This is a genomic window from Arthrobacter sp. TE26545 (assembly GCF_056279005.1).
This window is the reverse complement of record NZ_JBWBQM010000001.1, coordinates 1,732,218-1,749,960: the sequence shown is the minus strand read 5'-3', so window position 1 is coordinate 1,749,960 and position 17,743 is coordinate 1,732,218. Positions and strand designations below refer to the sequence as shown.

Genomic DNA, 17,743 nt, shown 5'->3' with positions numbered 1-17,743 from the left:
CCGGCGCTGTCCACGCCGGGCCACCCGGGTGGGTGGGACGGTCAGCCGCCGATGGCCTGCTTGGCCGTGTGGAGGGCGGTCGCCCAGGCTTTATCGGAGGTGACGCCGCCGGCTTCCAGCTGGACGAGGGTGTTGAGGAGCGCACCGTTGATCGGAGTCGTGTCGGGGCCGTTATAGAACGACGGGAACTTCTGGACGGAGGTGGCCATGACCTTGCCGATCTTCGAGTCTCCGAAGAACGGGTCGGTGTAGTCGAGGACTGACTGGCTTGCAACGGCTGAGGTCGCCGCCGGGAAGGTGCCCGACTGCGTGAAGTGGTCCGTTTGGCCTTCGGCCGACATCATCGTCTTGATGTAGTTCCAGGCAGCCTCGGGGTGCTCGGCGCGGGCCGGGATGGCAATAACGCTGCCACCCCAGTTGCCGCCGACGCCGGGCACGCTGGCGATGCGCCACTTGCCTGCGGTGTTGGGGGCGTCAGTCTTGATGCCCTTGAGCATCCATGAGGGAGCGATGGTGACGGCGAAGGCACCGTTCGCGCGGCCTGGACCCCAACCCGAGGACCACGCCGCAATACCCGCACTGATGCCGGCGTCATGGGTTTTGACGGCGACATCGAATGCGTCTTTCACCTGGGGGTTCGTATCGTAGACAAGCTTGCCGTCGGGCGAATAGTACTTCTCGCTGACTTGGTTGACGGTCGAGAAGAAGACGCTGGTCTCAATATTGTCGACGAACGGCTTACCGGTGGCGGCCGTGTACTTCCGGCCCATTGCGATGAACGAGGGCCAGTCCTTCCACATGGCAGCGACCTCGTCGGGCTTTGTCGGCAGACCGGCCTTCTCGAAGAGATCGGCACGGTACGCGAAGCCCAGTCCTCCGACGTCCGTCGGGATGCCGATGACGGAGCCGTCCGGCGCGGTCGCGGCACCGGCGGCCCAGCCGAGGTAGTCGTGGCCGATGTTGTCGCCGCCGAGGGTGCGCAGGTCAAGGAAGTTGGAGCTGTTCTCGACGAACTTGGGCAAGTCGTCATTCTGGATCATGACAAGGTCGGGGACCTTGCCCCCGGCCAGCGCGGCGGTGAGGGCGGTGGCAGTCTCAGTCGTGCTGCCCACCTCAGTCAGCTTCACCTTCGCGCCGGGCACTTTCTTGGCGTACTCATTGACGCTGTCCTTCGCGTTGATCCCGGTGAAGGACCAGAAGGAAACCTCGGCATTCGGATCAGCCGATTTGGCGCCGCCGCCGGACGACGAGCATCCGGTCAGAGCGACGGCAAGGGCTGCTGCAGTGGCGACTATCGCCGTCAAGCTTCTTTTCACGACAATTCCTCTTCGTCGGGGACTTGCAAGGGATCTCAGAGCCTTCGGGCTCCGGGTGAGAGAACGATCTCTGGCGACAACCGTAGTCTGCCGTTCAGCGCCACGCAATAGCAATTCATGCCAATAGTTACTTCACCGGAGTATCGATCTCTATACTCGTAGGCAACAGAGATTGGCCAATGGGACGGGTTCCGCTGACGGGATATCGTTCTCGTGGGGACCTGGAGATCGAAGTCTGGAGCCCTGGTCTCGCGTCGAGGACCGACGCCGATCGTCGACGACCCTCAGAAGGATGCACAATGCCAAGACCCACCCTGGTGGACGTTGCCAAGATTGCGGGCGTGTCCCGCGCCACGGCTGCGCGGGTACTCGCCGGCGAGACGAAGGTCGACGCCAGGATGGCAGCCGCTGTCGAGCGCGCCGCCAAGGAGCTGGGCTATGAGGCCAACAGCGCCGCTCGTGTGCTGCGAGGCGGACGCGCCGGGGCGATTGCGCTCATTGTCGCCTTCAACGAGCTGGACAGCCTGACAGGCACGTTCTTCACGTCGGTGCTCAAGGGCGCTGCGAAGGGCCTTTACGCCGGCGAGGTCCAACCCGTCCTGCTGCCGGCCGACCACGAAGATGCCGACCGCATCCCACGGTTTCTGCGCTCGGGGGCGATCGACGGTGCGATCGTCATCCTTCAGCACGAGATCACCCATCTCGCGCAGGCGCTCGTCGACTCCCCCGTGCCGATCGCGTGGGTTGGGCGCCCCCGCGTCGCTCTCGCTCCCGACGCGATCGTCGTCGACTCCGACAATTATGGAGGCGGCAGGCTCGCCGCGCGGGCGCTGGTCGACGCCGGACGCCGACGGCTGGGCATCATCGCGGGCCCAAGCGATATGGAGCCAGCCCGCGACCGCATCAGGGGCTGGCGCGACGAGCTCGCGCAGCTCGGCATCAACGACAGCCCGATCGTGCATGGCGAGTTCACCCTTGTGAGCGGTTCGGCCGCGATGGCGCGCCTCCTCAAGCGACACCCGGACCTCGACGGCGTCTTCGCGTCCTCCGACCTGATGGCGAGCGGAGCGATTCGGGTCCTCCAGGCCGCCGGTCGCGATGTCCCGTCCGACGTCGCCGTGATCGGCTTCGACGACGTCGCCATCGCGACCACCATGGATCCAACACTCACGACGGTTCGACAGCCGCTGGAGGATATGGGCCGGGTCGCCGCAGAAACCATCCTCGCGGTCCTGCAAGGGCGCGACGTCGACCGGCAGCCCATTCTTGACACCACCCTTGTCCAGCGAGAGTCGGCATGAACACTTTTGTGACAGCCACCGAAGCCCCCTCTTGGGAAGAGGGACTCATCGTTGGCAGCGGGCGGATCGGCGCCGTCGCGTACGGTCCGGCCGACGCGATCACGATTTCCCTCGCGCACGAGCGCTATTTCCTCCCGGTGAACCCGCGACCCGACGCACCCGACCTCACTCCTGTGAGGGAGCGGCTGCGGGACGCGCTACTCTCCGGCGATGCCGACGTCGCAAGCGAAGCGCTCGGCGACGGAGTCCGCGCAAGCGGGTACGACGACGGCCTGATCTGGACCGATCCGCTCGGTCTCTGCGCGACACTCACCATCCGCACCCCCGGCGGCGTCGCCGAGTCGCAGCGGACCATCGATCCGCTTCTTGGCGAGGTCGCGGTTGAGTGGACCGATCTCGAACTCAGGCGGCACGCGCTCCGGCTCATCGCCCCGCACGGTGGCGAGTATGTCCTGCTTGCGCTCGAATCGGAACCCGAGAGCACAAGCATCATCGAGCTCGGCCTGGGCGCCGGCGCGCCAGCGTCCTTTGACACCGGGGTTCCCGACGCTTCCGCCGCGGTCAGCGCCAGTGTCGACGGCGGGGCCCGCGGCTTGCTGGTGGCCGACGCGGGCGACGGATCGACTGCGGTCCGGGCCGCCGTCACGGCGGTGACCGGAACGCAGTGGCAGGTCGATGGGGACGTCACGCGCTCCAGCGTCCAAACGGGGCCCGGAGCGTCGCGGCTGGTCCGGGTGGACCTCACGCTGCCGAGCAACGGGCACAGCGTTGAAGCGGCCTGCGTCGTGCCGGCGTCGTGGGACACAGTCCGCAGCGAGCAGCGGCAAGCGCGTTGCCCCCTCACCGGCGCATCGCTGCTGGATCTGCAGGGCACCTCGTCCGCGTCACGAACCGAAGACCTTTGGGCGGCGGCCCGCGCCGGCGACGACGGCGCGCGCCGCGGCGTGATCGAGGCAGCGTATTTGAGCGGCCGGGCAAACATCATCGCCTCCACCGGCGAGCTGCCACCAACCCTGCAGGGCGTCTGGCAGGGCACCTGGCGCCCCGCCTGGTCGGCCGACTACACCCTGAACGGCAACGTGCAGAACGGCGCCATGGCCGGCATGACTCCCACGGGCACCCCGGAGCTTGCCCTGTCGCTCCTGAACCTCGTGCTCCCCCACCTTGACGACTACCGCGATAACGCACGCCTCGTCTTCGGCGCCGAGGGCATGCTGTTACCCTCACGGATGTCGACGCACGGCCGCGCCGACCATTTCGCCGAGCAATACCCCCACCTGTTCTGGACCGGGTGCGGCGGCTGGGTTCTGCGGATCGTAGCCGATGTGGTCGCCACCACCGGCGACCGATCGATCGTCGATGACAGAGTGTGGGAACTTGCCGAAGGAGTCCTCCGTTTTGCCGAGACCGCATTGCTTGAGGTCGACGGCGTCCGCAGAATTGTTCCTTCCTATTCACCCGAGAACACACCGGAAGGCGCCCGGGTCCCCCTCGCGACGGATGCGACGATCGATGGTGCCATTCTCCGTGATGCCGCACGGGCGACGGCGCTACTCGGCCGGGCCCGCGGCGACGACTCCCTGGATGAACGATGGTCACGTGTCCTACGCGATCTGCAGCCCTATCGCGTCGCGGCAGACGGCACTCTCGCCGAGTGGCTCGACCCCCAGTGGAGTGAGAACATCGCGCACCGGCATGCCTCCCAGCTTTACCCGCTGTGGTACGAGATTGATCCGGCCTTCGACGGCGACGGCGAGGAGGCGACGCGATTGCGTGCGGCCGCCTCTGCGACCGTGAGGAACAAGATCGCGTGGCGTGCTGAGGCGCCCACCGCGCCGCCTGGACGGATGGAGATGGCATTCGGCCTCGTCCAAGTCGGGATGGCCGCTGCGGCGCTCGGGGATGCAGCGGCGGCCGAAACCTGCGTCAACTGGCTCGCGGTTGAGCACTGGAGCCCGGCCCTGACAACAACGCACGATGCGGGCAGGATTTTCAACCTGGACGCCAGCGGAGGCCTTCCAGGCCTCGTTGCCTCGATGTTGCTCGGGTCCAGCACCGACTCGCTGTCAGTGCTGCCGGCCCTGCCCGCCACATGGCCGCGCGGCAGCGTGACGGGACTTCGCGCACGCGGGGGCCTCGCCGTAGACCGGCTTGACTGGGAGCCGCAGGGAGCCTCCTTCACGGTGCGTCGCCTTCCTGGAGCCGGGTGGCTGGCACCGTCGGCGGGGACGCGGATGCGGCTCCCCCGCGCCGCGGCAATCCGCGTTGACGGCGAGCCGCTGACGGGCACACAGCTCGACATCGGCGAGCGGCCCGTTCGCGTCGAGCTGGAGTGGCTGCGCGACTAGGTCAGAAATCGATCTCTTGCTTTACTCGCACGGCGATTGACGGTATGAATGTCTCTATGCCATCCTCCCGGGTGATCCATCTCACCACCGATAACGTGTCCGTTCTCCTCACTCAGACGGCAGGTGCGCTGCCTGTGATTGCGCACTGGGGCCCTCGGATCCACGCGAGTGACCGCGACCTCATCGAATACGCCAGAACCGGCGTCCGCACCGGGATTGGCGGGCAATCTGACGTCCCATACGAGCCCGGCATCCTGCCCGAGCACTCGCATGGGTGGGGCGGCCTTCCTGGCATCAGGGCCCATCGCGCGGGCGCCGCATGGTCACCGCGGCTGGATGTGGTTTCGGTCGCCGTGGACGGTGAAACGCTCGCCGAGGGTGGCGTGGCTCAGCGGGAGGGTGGTCTCGTAAGCATCGATGCGAACGACGAGTGGGCCGGAATCGGCGTCAAGCTAGAGATCGATCTCTCTGCCTCCGGACTGCTTCGGACACGGGTGAGCGTGCGCAATGACAGCGATGCACACGGACACCTCGAAATAGTCGGCGTGAACCCAGCCCTGCGCGTGCCGAGCGATGCGCGCGAAATACTGGATTTTTCGGGCCGCTGGGCCACCGAGAAGATCCCGCAGCGTCACCCCGTCGTCTTCGGGACCCACACGCGCGAGTCCCGCCGCGGCCGCACCGGCCTGGACGCAACAACAGTCGTCGCCATCGGGACGCCGGGCTTCGACGCGGGCGCCGGCCGTGTGTGGCTCTGCCACGTCGGCATCGGCGGTAACCACGAGCACGCCGTCGAGCGGAGTGACGGGCATTTGGCCTTCCGCGGCGGCGAACTCCTCTTGCCCGGTGAAGTGCGCCTGGCAAGCGGTGAGAGCTACGTGTCCCCCTGGGTTTACGGCAGCTTCGGGACGGGTCTGGACGACGCCGCCGCCCGCTACCACGGCTTCTTGCGGGAGCGCTCACGTTCTTCGCGTCGTCCACGCCCTGTCACGCTCAACGTATGGGAGGCGGTGTACTTCGACCACGACTTCGGCACCCTGGCAGAGCTCGCGACGCGCGCTGCCGGCCTCGGAGTCGAGCGCTTCGTGCTCGACGACGGCTGGTTCCTGGGCCGAAGGGACGACACCGCCGGTTTGGGCGATTGGACCCCGGACCCGGTGGTGTGGCCGGACGGTCTCGGCCCGCTCGCGGAGCACGTCCGTGGCCTCGGGATGGAATTCGGCCTGTGGGTCGAGCCCGAGATGATCAATGAGGACTCCGACCTCGCCCGCGCGCACCCCGACTGGATCCTCAAGGCGCGTGCGGAACTGCCGCCACGTTTCCGCTACCAGCAGGTGCTCGACCTGAGCAATCCGGAGGCTTTTGCGCATATTCTCGGGGTTCTCGATGGCCTGGTGACAAACAACGGCGTGACCTACCTCAAGTGGGACCATAACCGCGACCTGATCGACGCGGGCAACCCTACGACGGGAGCGCCCGCCGTGCACGATCAAACCCTCGCCCTGTACGAGCTGATCGATGAGCTGCGCCAGCGACACCCCGGGCTCGAGATCGAAAGTTGCGCGTCGGGAGGCGGACGCGTCGACCTCGGGATCCTCGAGCGCACCGACCGCGTGCATACCTCCGACAATCATGACCCCCTCGACCGCTCCCGGATGCTCCGCTGGACCGGACTCCTCGTCCCGCCCGAGATGCTCGGCTCTCACGTTGCCTCACCCGTTTCCTCCGTCACGGGGCGCACCAGTGATCTGCACACCCGCTGCGCGATCGCGTTTCTCGGTCATTTCGGCATCGAGTGGGACATCCGAGAGCTGGAAGATGCGGAGGCGGCCATCCTTTCGGGCTGGATCTCCGCGTATCAGGAGCATCGGGAACTCATCAGCACCGGCCGCGTCGTCGCCGATGGCGACTTTGACCCTGGTGCGCCGGCCCTGCGCGGTGTCGTGGCCACGGACGGCTCGGAGGCGATCTACACCATCGTGACGCCGCAGCTGTCCGCGGATTCGCGCCGTCGAGTCCGCCTGCCAGGGCTTTTGGCGGAGGCGCGGTACCGCGTCGAGTCCGTTCGACCCGACTCGCTCGGCCCCTGGTGGCTGAGTCCGTACTGGCTGGACCAGACCGCCGGTCTCGACTCCGATGCCGAGGCGCCGTCCTACTCGGGGAGCCTTCTCCGGGAGGCGGGTCTCGACCTGCCCACCTCACTCCCGGACCGGGTGCTTGTGCTACGACTGGTCCGCGTCGATGCCTGAACGTCCGCCACGCCTCCGGGTCAGGGCAGCGGAGGCGGGCGGCCGAATCACCGCCGGCTCGCTCCCTCGCGACGGTACGCGGCGTCCCGGAAAGTAGTGCCTTGTGTCGAAAATGGTGCGCAGCGGGAAGCGGGGCGCCCTCCAACAGCTTCTGCGAAGGACACCCCGCTGGGTCCGGCTACTGCTTGTTCAGCCACTCTACGAAACGGGTGTCGAAAATGGTCGCTTCGATCTTCCTTCCATTAGTGGCATTCAGGAATGCGATGTTGCGTCCACCAGCTACGAGCGGCTACGAACGCAGTCTGTGGCACCTTTAGGGAAACTACTTCCATCCGCGTCCGGTTCCGCGGACCTCAGCTCAGCCACTCCTTCAGCGAAATGTTCCCAATGCGGGCGTCCCCGAGGGGAACGATGCTCGTCTCTTCGATCGGCATACCGAAGTAGCCAGCCTCAATATCAATGACCACTGCGCGCGGATCATTGTGAGCAGCGAGAACCCGGGCCACGAATTCGTTAATTCCTGCGCGCTCAGGGCCTGCTATCTCAACGACACCGTTAGTCGCGGGTTCGACTGCAGTCTCCGCGACGATGCGAGCGACGTCCGCTGCAGCCATCGGTTGCATCAGGTGACTAGTCACATAAACCGATCCGTCCCGCGTGCCGGCGTCAGCAATCATCGGGATGAACTCGAAGAACTGAGTGGCGCGCAGCAGGGTGTACGGCACTCCGCCTTCCCTAATGGCTTTCTCCTGCGCAGTTTTACCGGCAAAGTAGCCGATAGCCCCGATACGGTCGGTTCCGACTACCGATAGCGCCACATGATGCCGCACACCGGCCTTTTTCTCAGCGGCAAGAAGGTTGCGGGATGAGGCGGAGAAGAAGGGGACGACCACCTTCTCATCGAAATCGGCAGTGTTCGTCAGGTCGACAACGACATCGGCCCCCGCCATCGCCTCATCCAGCCCCAGGCCAGTCACCGAATCCACTCCGGTAGACGGGGACGCCGGGATCGCCTCATGGCCCTGGCTCCTCAGGAGTTCCACAACCTGCCTGCCGATCAGGCCAGTTCCGCCGAAAACTACGATCTTCATGATCTTCCTTCCGATAAGTGGCGTATAGGAATGCGGTGGCATTCCGTCCACCAGCTATGACCGGTTACCGAATCAACTTGTGACAGCCGTTGAAGATCGCGCTTTGGTTCAACGCCGAACGTCGTAAAGCCGGCGAGCCCGTCTGGGCCAACTCTCCGAACCACTGGCCGGGCCGTGGGGCGGCGCGCGGATCGCCCAAAGCAAGCCATGAAAACGGCGGTCGGGGCCCTCTCCTACCCGCGGGGACCTCGCCAGACCCGGCTGGTCTCAGACATCATCCACGCTAGGTGGGCCAACCAGCTTAACACCGGAGAGCTTGTCGGGGTTCATGGTCCACAACAGCCGGTCAATACCATCGGCAGAGGCCGTGACCGTCACGACGGCGAATACGACACCATCCCGTGCCAGTCGTGCCGAAGGCCTACCGTTAGCCATGAAGAGGTCGGTATCGACCCCAGCCCAGAAGCGTGACGCGAACGCCCTGTAGTACTTCGCGACCCGTTCCCTTCCGACAACAGGGAACTTGGAAGCCCGAACCTTACCGCCGCCGTCTGAGTAGCTGACGACGTCCGCGGCGAACAGTTCCTCCAATGCAGCGAGGTCCCCGGTTCGTGCAGCAGTCAGGAATGCTTCCAGCAGACGCTGCTGCTCGCCCACGCTCACCGCCACGCGCTTCTCGCCAGCAAGGCGTTTGCGCGCCCTGCTCACCAACTGGCGCGCGTTCGTTTGGGTCTGTTGGATGATCTCCGCGATATCTTCGTATGGGTAATCGAACGCCTGCCGCAACACATAGGCGGCCCGTTCGGTCGGCGACAGCTTCTCCAGTATCAGCAACACGGCAAACTCGAGCGCTTCACCATGCAGTGCGCCTAGTTCAGGGTCGGCGCTTGTGTCCACCGGCTCCGGTAGCCACGGACCGACATACATCTCACGACGAACTCGTGCCGACTGCCCAGCGTTGATGGCGAGACGGGTGGCGGTGGTCGCCAGGAATGCCGGTGCGTTCCGAACCGTGCTGCGATCGTAAGTCTGCCAACGAATCCACGTCTCCTGCACGATGTCCTCCGCCTCGCTGACACTGCCGAGCATGCGGTAGGCGATCCCAAACAATCGGGGACGGACATCCGCGAATACCGCCGATGCGGTTTCTAATTCGGCGGCTGACCCGGAGGCGGCATCCATGCGCCAATGGTACTGCCCTATCGGGTGGAGCACTGGCGCCGGTTTATGGCCCAAACATTCCATTCGCTCGAGAGCCGCAGCATGTCCTCCGGCACCTTCACCAACTAAGGCCGAACAGCCCTCACGTTTGTGACTGCCGGCGCATCCCAGTCGATGTGATGGCGATAGACCCAGTCGAAGTTGTCGGCCGCCTTCCGGGCGAGTGAGCGGAAGACGGCCTTCAACACGAGGTCTTCGAAGACTCTCTTGAATTGGCCGCGGACCTTCGGGGCGGCGTTCCGGCGGCCCCATTCGACCACCAGTTCCGCCCGGTTCCGGCGTTCATTCTCGTAGCGGGACAAGGCGCCGGGGATATCGTCGGTGGAGATGCCCCGGAGCGATCGCCCGAGCACGACGGCGTCTTCGATGGCCATGGAAGCACCCTGCCCGGACGACGGCGATGCAGCGTGGGCAGCGTCTCCCACAAGGACCAGGCCGCCCCGATGCCAGCGGGGAATGCTCGGAAAGTCAGAGGTGGCGTACGGCCGGATAATGCCGTCAGTAGCCGCGATGATCTTAGCCATCGGAGTGCGGTCCCCTGCTACGAGCTGTATCAGCCAGGACTTGCGGGCGCCGTGGTCAAGCGTGGCCGGATCCTCCGATAACCGCTGCAGTGGATTGGCGAACCACCAGATCCTGCCTTCCGGATCCTGCATGTAGCAATAGAAGCAGCGCTTCCCGAAGACCATCTTCATGCGCCCTGGTTCGACGTCCAGGAGCTCCGCCGGGAGCAAACCGGCTTCGACGATCCCGCCGGTGTTGAGCAGCGGGATATTGCGGGGAGCCGGGGACGAGGGATCGATCAGCGGCCGCACGGCCGAGCGGAGGCCGTCGGCGCCCACCACCAAGTCTCCACGCGCGGAGGTGCCGTCCGCGAAAACGGCCGTGACGCCGTCGGGCGCTTCCTTCACCGCAGCGAGCCGCTTGCCGTACTCGATGCGGATCCCGCTGCGGCCGGCTGCCTCGCGGAACATGCCATACAGCTCGGAACGCGTCATGGTGCGCGCGGTGGTGCCGTCAGGGAGGGATCCGCCGTAGTCAAAGTCGATGAGGTGTTTCCCGGTGCTGCCCAGGTACATGGACATCCGTGGGGTGCTGAAGCCCAGATCGGCGGCTGCGCCTTTGAGCCCGAGCGTTTCCAGGGCATCGAAGCCGTTGACGGCCACCGTGAGGAAGCCACCGACGCCGTCCGAGGGCTCAGGGTAGGCCTCGAACACGGTGGCGTGATGGCCGGCTTTCTGCAACGAGATCGCGGTGGCGAGTCCGGCTATTCCGGATCCGATGACTAGACAGTTCAGCACGGTCGGCTCCCTTGAGATTTATTTCGTTCGGTTAAAAGAAATATATGGAGAACGCCGCGCGTCGTCAACCCTTTCGGCGAGACGAAATAATTTGCTAGCCTCGGAGGGTGGAGAAGCAAGCGAGAGTCAGCACGCAGCGCCAGGAACTGCTTGAGGCGGTCTTCGCCTCGGGACGGGAGCTTTCGACGGCGGCCGTCATGTTCCACACAAAGCTGTCCGAGCTGCGCGGACTGTCCGCAACGGAGGGTAAGGCGATCGACATCCTGCTGCGCTTTGGACCGATGACAGCGGGGGAATTCGGCGAACAATCCGGGCTGGCACCGGCCTCGGTCACGGGATTAATGCAGCGGCTCGAGAGCAAGGGCGTAGCACGCAGGGTGCGGCACGAAGGCGACAAACGGAAGGTCCTGATCGAGCTGGTTGGGGACCAAGTCAGCGCCGCAATGCCCCACTTTGTCGACTTCATGGGCGGCTTGGCGAGCCTCCTGGAGGGGTACAGCGACGAAGAACTGCGCGTCATCGCGGACTATTCGTCCAAGGCCGCGCGGATCCAGCAGGACGCGGCGGGGCGGCTGGGGGCTGCGACCGGCGGTAAGGCGAACGACGACGGCGACCGCGCGCCGTCGTCGGACTCCACCTGAGCCGCTCCCCCGCTTAGGCGCCGTGCCTGATTCACTGCGTCCGGGAACCTGCCTCCTGTCCGGGGCCCGGTTCTGCTTCCTCAGCTGCAGCCGCCGCGATCGATTCGGCCAGGCTCGTATCGTTGCGCGAGATCAAATAGTGCACTGCGACAGCCACGAGGGCTCCAATGAACCAGGAGAACGCCGAGAAGGCTCCAAACACAGGAACAAGCGCCAACACCACGGCAGGGACGGCCGAGACGACAAACGAGAGAACCGCCTTCCGGTTCCAGCCATGGGTATACGTGTAGTACCCCTGCTCCTTGAACAGGTCCGGTACCAGCACGTGCTGTTTGCGAAGCACATAGTAGTCAACCATGATGATCCCGAACAGCGGCCCGAGCAGTGCTCCGAGGCCTCCAAGGAACAGGTTGATGACGACCGGGCTGTTGAACAGGTTCCAAGGTGTGATGACGAGGGCGATCAAGGCCGAGATCAGCCCGCCACGCTTGAAATCTATCCGGGAGGGCCAGACGTTGGCGAGGTCATATGAGGGGGAAACGAAGTTTGCCACGACGTTGATTCCAAGGGTTGCCACCGCGAACGTGACAGCACCCAGCAACAGGGCCCAGATGCTATCGATCCGCCCGACAATTTCAACGGGGTCGTAGATGTACTCGCCATACACTTTGAAAGTCCCGGCCGTTACGACAACGGAAACCACGGAAAAGGCGATGAAGTTGACCGGAAGCCCCCACAGGTTCGCCGTTCGCACTGCTTTGCGCGTGGGCGCAAAGCGGGAAAAGTCGCAGAAGTTGAGCAACAGAGTGGAGAAATAGGTCACCGTCAGCGCCGTGGCAGCGAAGAATGCATGCGTAGTACCCCATGCCGAAGTGCCACCGGGCAGGTCGAGGGAGATATTCCACCCCGCATTGATCAGAATGTAGACCACCAGCAACCCCATCACAGCCCACACAGCGGGTCCGGCCCAGTCCTGGAATCTCCGGATCGTTTCCATGCCGTTGCGAAGCAGAAGGAGCTGCAACGACCACATCAACAGGAACGCCAGCCAGCCGAGCAAGGATTCGCCGAGGAAGTTGTTCCCGGCCAAGCCCTTGAGCCCGGGCCAGAGCTCCAAGGCGATGATGATGACGGCACGGGAGGCCAGCCACGTCTGGATGCCGTACCAGGCAATCGCGACCAGTGCACGAATCAGGGCGGGCAGGTTGGCGCCGAACGTGCCAAACGAGATCCGGGCGAGCACAGGGTACGGGACCCCGGTCTTCTGGCCGGCGTAGCCCGAAAAGTTCATGAGGACAAAAACGATCACAATCCCTACAACCAAGGCGAGGAACACCTGCCAGGCACCCAGGCCCAGCGCGAAGAGCCCTGCGGCGAAGGTATAGCCGCCAAGCGAGTGAATATCCGACATCCACATCGCAAACAATGAATAGAAGCCCCATGAGCGGTGTTCGGCCGGCGCAAGATCTTCGTTGTAGAGGCGCCGGCTGGCTCCCGGCGGAATGACGTGAGACACGTGGTCCTCGCTTCCAGCATCTATGTGCGGAACGCCGGCTCGCAGTCCCCTGGACGGGCACCGACAGCGCATCCATTGCTGTCAATATACTCAGCCCGGCGATGCCGGAATAGATCAGCCGGGCGCTGGGTCAGGGTTGACACTGGGCGCTCAATTGTTGCAGACAAGGACCACTCCCCGAAGGCTTTATTTTCCTGCCCAAAAACTGCGGCAAGGCTATGGAAAACCACGGCTGCTCTTGATCCACGGATGGCATGGTTAAGCCAGCGGCAGCCCCAAGGAACCTGAGCCGCTGACGCAGCAGGCAATTAGCAAGACGCCGGGAGCAGGAGGAGCCATGAATCAGGTAGCACCCTTGGAAGAGGCATCCGCCATAGCGTCCGATCAGAGTGGCTGGCTGAAGTGAAGCGGATTGTAGCCTCCCGCCCCGTCTGCCGGCCCTCCTGCGAAGGCACTGACGTTCACGTGTCCAGCGGGATCAGCTGCCCGGCCACGGTGTGGTGTACCCCGTCGCCCGTTGCGAAAACATGGTCCCCCGGCGAGCGCATTCACGACGGCGGATTCGAAATCTGGCCTGACTGCCAAGACTGAAACCTTGCGTCCACTAGGCCTCCGGCGCCTGTTCAACGCAGGCCACCGCAAGGGGTTTGGTCGCCGATCTCTGCAGCGGATGACGCAGCCGCGTCTGGTACGGGCCATTCCGGAACGTGGCGCGTGGGTCCATCTGCACAACCAGGAGTGGTTCGGGGCGAGCGGCGTCCAGCCGTACGACCATGCCGTCACGCTGGCCGCCAACGTATAACGGCGTCGCTGGCTCCACAGCGGTCTGCTCAAGGCGGCCCCGGTGCTCCGGGCTCGCTGCCAGGAAGAGGATTCCATGGGCGAGGCCAATCACCCTGAGCGGGACCACCCAGTCGGTCAGATTGGCTTGCGGCGTTGACCGGGACGGCGTCTGGTGCTTCTGCATAGGCGACGGCTTGGCCACTTTCAAGAGCTGGGCGCATTCCTGGCACGGGGTACGCTCCCCCACCTCGGCCGACATTGCTACAAGCAGTCCCCTGGGAGCGGTGCGCCACTTCTCGGCCACGGTCTGGCACCAACTGCTGTGGTAGACCGTCCCGTACTTCACCACATACACCTGGTCTTCGCCTATGAGGGGCACCCCCTCCCGCCGGGCGGCCGGTTCGACCGGTTTGAGCTCACCGAAGTTCCTCGTATCTGAGGAGGCTGGGCGGCTGGGCTTGAGGTACTTGCGGATCAACGGATTGAGTGGCCGATTTGGTTTTGGAATGACGGGGCCTTTCCATCCGGCGGGAGCGAGCTTCGGTCGCTCCCCTGATTACCCCTTACCTAGTTTGCTGGCTTTTCCTGCGGGTTGCCAGTCGGGGACGGCCGGGACCGGTTCCTCGGACCTGGTGTTGGAGGGCGGGAACCAGCCCGCCATCTGTCCAGCCAGGGCGCGAATGGTCAGGTTTTTCCTGTTGCGTCGAAGGGATGACGTGCACTCATTGGCGGAGGTCGAGAGCGTCAAGCAATCGTTGGGTCGAGCCACCGAGGTTCCAATCGCTTGCGAGGCGTTCGAGTTCAGTACGCGCATTTCCGGCTACGGGGTGCAGCCGCGCTCCGGCGTCGTCGAGAGTGGGCAGCGCGAGGTCGCGCACGATGTTCACGACGGCGGGCGCAACCGTCAGGTAGTGAGCGGAAGCGGCGAGTTTCGACCTCACGGGCGCTGCCAAGCTGCTGCCTGGATCCGCCGCGGCAGCGAGCAACCCGTCCAGCGTGCCGTAAGCCAAGAGCAAGGACGCCGCCGTCTTTTCCCCGATCCCGGCAACGCCCGGCAGCCCGTCCGAGGCGTCCCCGCGCAACGCCGCGAAGTCGGCATACTGCTCCGGCAGCACGCCATACTTGCCGACGACAACGGCATCGGTCACGACCTCAAGGTTCCTCATGCCCCTCGCTGTGTAAAGGACCCGCACCCGGCGGGCGTCATCGACCACCTGGAACAGATCACGGTCCCCCGTCACGACGTCGACAGGAAGGTCGGCCTGACTGGCATAGCTGCCGATGACGTCGTCGGCTTCATGCCCGGCAGCCCCGACAATGGCGATGCCCGCCAGACGGAGCACCTGACGGATCATGGGAACCTGTGCCACAAGCGCCTCCGGCACCACCTCCACGTCCGGGGCGCCCGCCACCGCCTCGGCGACCCTGTGCGACTTGTACGAGGGGATGAGATCCACCCGCCACCCAGGACGCCAATCATCGTCCCAACACGCCACCAGATGCGTCGCGCCATACTCGGTGATGAGCCGCGCGACCATCTCCAACAAGCCGCGAACAGCGTTCACCGGCATACCGTCGGCACGGCGGATCGAATCAGGCACACCGAAGAAAGCACGAAAATACAAAGACGCGGTATCAAGAAGCATCAAACGGTCGGGCATAAGCGATCCTTACACCCAGGCAGTCTCGGACCCAAGGCCCTCCGACCCGAAAGAAGGGAGCTTTAGGGCCGCAATGCGTCTGCGCGGACTTGTGCGGAGGCGGCCGCGCTCTCATTTCCAAGTCTGGCGTAGATCCGGGCAAGGATGCTCCACGGCGTGTCTGATTTGGGCGCCAGCTGTGCGGCTTGGTGGAGGTCGGCAATGCTCGCGTCGATGTCCCCCAGCCCGAAGTTGGCGATTCCGCGTTGGACATATGGCCCTTCATCAAAGGGCGCCCGGCGGATGAGATCGTCCAGGCGTCTCTTGGCCGCGTGAAGGTCACCCGAGTTCGCCTGGCCGATCGCCAACACCAGTCCAGCTTCGAATGACTTTGGGGTCCTTTCAAGGGATTTTGCCGCCCACCGGATGGCAAAGGAAGCCGCCGACGGATCGCCGTCGGCCGCCGGTCCCGCAAAGACCTGCGCCGCCAGCAGGGCCGTGTCTGTATCCCAGGGGCGCAGCTTGGAGGCGGATGCAAATGACTCGTTGGCGGCGTCCATTCTGCCTTCGGCAGCGAGCTGAGCACCGGTTTTCATAGGCCACTCAGCTGCCCCTGCAAGAATTCCTACGGCCAAGACCGGAACAAACAAGGCGATCGCCCCTGCGCGGAGGGCACCTCGTCCGGCCCCGGACAGTCTGGGACTGACCCGCGTCTGGCGCTCAGGGGAATGCGCGCTTGAGGCTCCAAGGATCCCGCCTGCCACGAAGGCCAACAGTCCTGTTGTTCCCGGCGAAGTGAAGTGGGTCAGCATTCCCGCACCACACGCCGCAAGCGTACACAGGGCAGAGTGCAAGGTCAGCCGCTGTCTTGGACTTTCAACTGACCGGATGCTCCTGACGCCAAGAACAACACCCATTGAACAGGCCAGGAGCGCAAGCAGGAGAAATGGAACACCACCTGCAGCCGCGGCTTGGAGCAACCACATATGCGGTGAATCAACGGGAAAGTCGTTACCTACCTCACGGGTCCACGTCTCGGTCAGGTATGCCGGAAAAGCGTCCACGAATCCACTCGGTCCGACACCAAACCAAAAATGGTCGCCTATCAGTTGCACCGTTTGCTCCCACAGGAGCCACCGCCCGGCGACAGTCTCACCGCTCAGCAAGCGTTCACGGATTCCGGGAACAATCACGGCCACAGCAGCAACGGCGGCCAGGGCAAGCAGGCCTTTCCCGACCACAGGCCAACTCATGCCGCCGGGTTTCCTCACCCGCCATATCAGCGCGAACATGAACAGCAACCCCAGGCCGAGCAGGGCCGCCCTGGAACCCGAAAGCAGCACAACGAGAACCGAGGCCGCCCAGCCCACCCGAAGTAGCCACTTGACGGCTGCGGAGTCCGATTCCGCGGGGGCCATCAGAAGGCCACACAGGAGCACGGCCATCAGCCCCTGGTCTGTGGCGTTGCCCAGGGTAGCTCCCGGTCTTGCATCAAGAGGGCCGCCCAGTGGACGAAGCCCCGCGGCCTCGAGCGCACTCACGCCGAACAGAACGGCGGACGCCACGGAGGAGCACGAGCGAAGCAGGATCCAGCGGGACACCGACTTGGGCCCCGCCAATACCCGCGCCCCCACTGCGAATAGTCCAAGGTAAAGCGCAAGGACGGGTAATCCTTCATAGCGGGGCCACCGTCCCATCAGACTTGCCCCGGGACCCTCGGACAAGACGGCAGCGAGCAGCAACCAGGCACCCATCCCGGCGAGTACCAACCAAAGCAACCACGGGATCGAGCCACCCCGGCTGGCAAGCAGCCCAAAGATGACCGCTAATGCCAGAACGATGACCTTGGCCCAGACAAAGCGGTACAGCCCTCCGGGCTGAAACACCAGAACCGAAAATGTTACAAGCGAAATACACGCAGGGGGCGCAAACCTCGAAATTGCACCCCAGTTATTGCCCACAATCATCGGTTCTTTCACCATGCTGTAAAGCCGTATTCAGACATATTGCGTAGCAGAATCCCCATGCGACGAAGTCCCTTCGTTGTCAAGTCAACTGAATGCTACCCTGTCGCTTGTTTCGAGTTCTTCAAGGGCTTGGACAAATTCGATGACTTCATCGTCAATGGGGAGAAATGATGCCGCACCTTGTTCAAAAGCTATGCCCACGCTTTGTCCTGGCCCTAATCGCCAGCCTGCTGCTCGTCCTGGCAGGAGGTTTACCAGCGACCGCAGCGGAAACCGCGACAATCAGCGGAAAAGTCACCGTTCCAGCCGGTGTCGATCCTAATCAGGTCTGGGTCGCCGCATTTACCGACACCGAGAGCTGGGCTTCGA

Annotated in this window: 12 protein-coding genes; 4 read left to right on the top strand and 8 right to left on the bottom strand. The window is 64.4% G+C overall.

Annotation, left to right across the window (positions count from 1 at the left end):
• Nucleotides 1-41 precede the first annotated feature (41 nt).
• A complete protein-coding gene (locus ACZ9CK_RS07775; RefSeq protein ID WP_426303232.1) occupies nt 42-1,316 on the bottom strand; it encodes an ABC transporter substrate-binding protein in 1,275 nt (424 codons plus the stop codon).
• Nucleotides 1,317-1,615: 299 nt separating this feature from the next.
• On the opposite strand from ACZ9CK_RS07775, the gene ACZ9CK_RS07770 reads away from it, so the two are divergent.
• Genes ACZ9CK_RS07770 through ACZ9CK_RS07760 form a run of 3 tightly spaced genes read left to right on the top strand, consistent with a single transcriptional unit; the run spans nt 1,616 to nt 7,214 of the window.
• Nucleotides 1,616-2,617, top strand: coding sequence for a LacI family DNA-binding transcriptional regulator (locus ACZ9CK_RS07770; RefSeq protein ID WP_426303231.1), 1,002 nt, complete (start codon nt 1,616-1,618; stop codon nt 2,615-2,617).
• Nucleotides 2,614-4,965: a glycosyl hydrolase family 95 catalytic domain-containing protein gene (locus tag ACZ9CK_RS07765; protein WP_476049665.1), complete on the top strand. Its 2,352-nt coding sequence runs from the start codon at nt 2,614-2,616 to the stop codon at nt 4,963-4,965. Before ACZ9CK_RS07770 ends, ACZ9CK_RS07765 begins: the two co-directional genes overlap by 4 nt.
• Before the next feature lie 56 nt (nt 4,966-5,021).
• Nucleotides 5,022-7,214: an alpha-galactosidase gene (locus ACZ9CK_RS07760; RefSeq protein ID WP_476049664.1), complete on the top strand. Its 2,193-nt coding sequence runs from the start codon at nt 5,022-5,024 to the stop codon at nt 7,212-7,214.
• A 353-nt stretch (nt 7,215-7,567) separates the two neighbouring features.
• On the opposite strand, the gene ACZ9CK_RS07755 is transcribed toward ACZ9CK_RS07760, so the two are convergent.
• From ACZ9CK_RS07755 to ACZ9CK_RS07745, 3 genes are all read right to left on the bottom strand, one after another.
• Nucleotides 7,568-8,305: an SDR family oxidoreductase gene (locus ACZ9CK_RS07755; protein ID WP_426303228.1), complete on the bottom strand. Its 738-nt coding sequence runs from the start codon at nt 8,303-8,305 to the stop codon at nt 7,568-7,570.
• Between the two features lie 267 nt (nt 8,306-8,572).
• Nucleotides 8,573-9,487, bottom strand: a complete 915-nt coding sequence (locus ACZ9CK_RS07750) for an RNA polymerase sigma-70 factor (RefSeq protein ID WP_426303227.1) — start codon at nt 9,485-9,487, stop codon at nt 8,573-8,575.
• Between the two features lie 104 nt (nt 9,488-9,591).
• The gene (locus ACZ9CK_RS07745) at nt 9,592-10,827 is read right to left on the bottom strand and encodes an FAD-dependent oxidoreductase (RefSeq protein WP_426303226.1); all 1,236 of its coding nucleotides are present in this window, start codon (nt 10,825-10,827) and stop codon (nt 9,592-9,594) included.
• A 107-nt stretch (nt 10,828-10,934) separates the two neighbouring features.
• On the opposite strand from ACZ9CK_RS07745, the gene ACZ9CK_RS07740 reads away from it, so the two are divergent.
• Nucleotides 10,935-11,468, top strand: a complete 534-nt coding sequence (locus ACZ9CK_RS07740; protein WP_426303225.1) for a MarR family transcriptional regulator — start codon at nt 10,935-10,937, stop codon at nt 11,466-11,468.
• Nucleotides 11,469-11,499: 31 nt separating this feature from the next.
• Here the strand turns inward: ACZ9CK_RS07740 and ACZ9CK_RS07735 are convergent, their stop codons facing one another.
• The 4 genes from ACZ9CK_RS07735 to ACZ9CK_RS07720 form a co-directional block, all read right to left on the bottom strand.
• Nucleotides 11,500-12,984: an NCS1 family nucleobase:cation symporter-1 gene (locus ACZ9CK_RS07735; protein WP_476049663.1), complete on the bottom strand. Its 1,485-nt coding sequence runs from the start codon at nt 12,982-12,984 to the stop codon at nt 11,500-11,502.
• A 604-nt stretch (nt 12,985-13,588) separates the two neighbouring features.
• Nucleotides 13,589-14,146: a hypothetical protein gene (locus tag ACZ9CK_RS07730; protein WP_476049662.1), complete on the bottom strand. Its 558-nt coding sequence runs from the start codon at nt 14,144-14,146 to the stop codon at nt 13,589-13,591.
• 343 nt (nt 14,147-14,489) lie between these two features.
• Nucleotides 14,490-15,428, bottom strand: a complete 939-nt coding sequence (locus tag ACZ9CK_RS07725; protein ID WP_476049661.1) for a 5'-3' exonuclease — start codon at nt 15,426-15,428, stop codon at nt 14,490-14,492.
• A gap of 62 nt (nt 15,429-15,490) precedes the next feature.
• Entirely contained in the window at nt 15,491-17,389 is a 1,899-nt protein-coding gene (locus tag ACZ9CK_RS07720; protein WP_476049660.1) for an O-antigen ligase family protein, read from the bottom strand.
• Nucleotides 17,390-17,743 lie beyond the last annotated feature (354 nt).

Coding starts and splice junctions, on each gene's coding strand:
- ACZ9CK_RS07725 (WP_476049661.1), bottom strand. CDS start 15,428: ATGCCCGACCGTTTGATGCTTCTTGATACCGCGTCTTTGTATTTTCGT.
- ACZ9CK_RS07760 (WP_476049664.1), top strand. CDS start 5,022: ATGCCATCCTCCCGGGTGATCCATCTCACCACCGATAACGTGTCCGTT.
- ACZ9CK_RS07755 (WP_426303228.1), bottom strand. CDS start 8,305: ATGAAGATCGTAGTTTTCGGCGGAACTGGCCTGATCGGCAGGCAGGTT.
- ACZ9CK_RS07750 (WP_426303227.1), bottom strand. CDS start 9,487: ATGGATGCCGCCTCCGGGTCAGCCGCCGAATTAGAAACCGCATCGGCG.
- ACZ9CK_RS07770 (WP_426303231.1), top strand. CDS start 1,616: ATGCCAAGACCCACCCTGGTGGACGTTGCCAAGATTGCGGGCGTGTCC.
- ACZ9CK_RS07720 (WP_476049660.1), bottom strand. CDS start 17,389: ATGGTGAAAGAACCGATGATTGTGGGCAATAACTGGGGTGCAATTTCG.
- ACZ9CK_RS07765 (WP_476049665.1), top strand. CDS start 2,614: ATGAACACTTTTGTGACAGCCACCGAAGCCCCCTCTTGGGAAGAGGGA.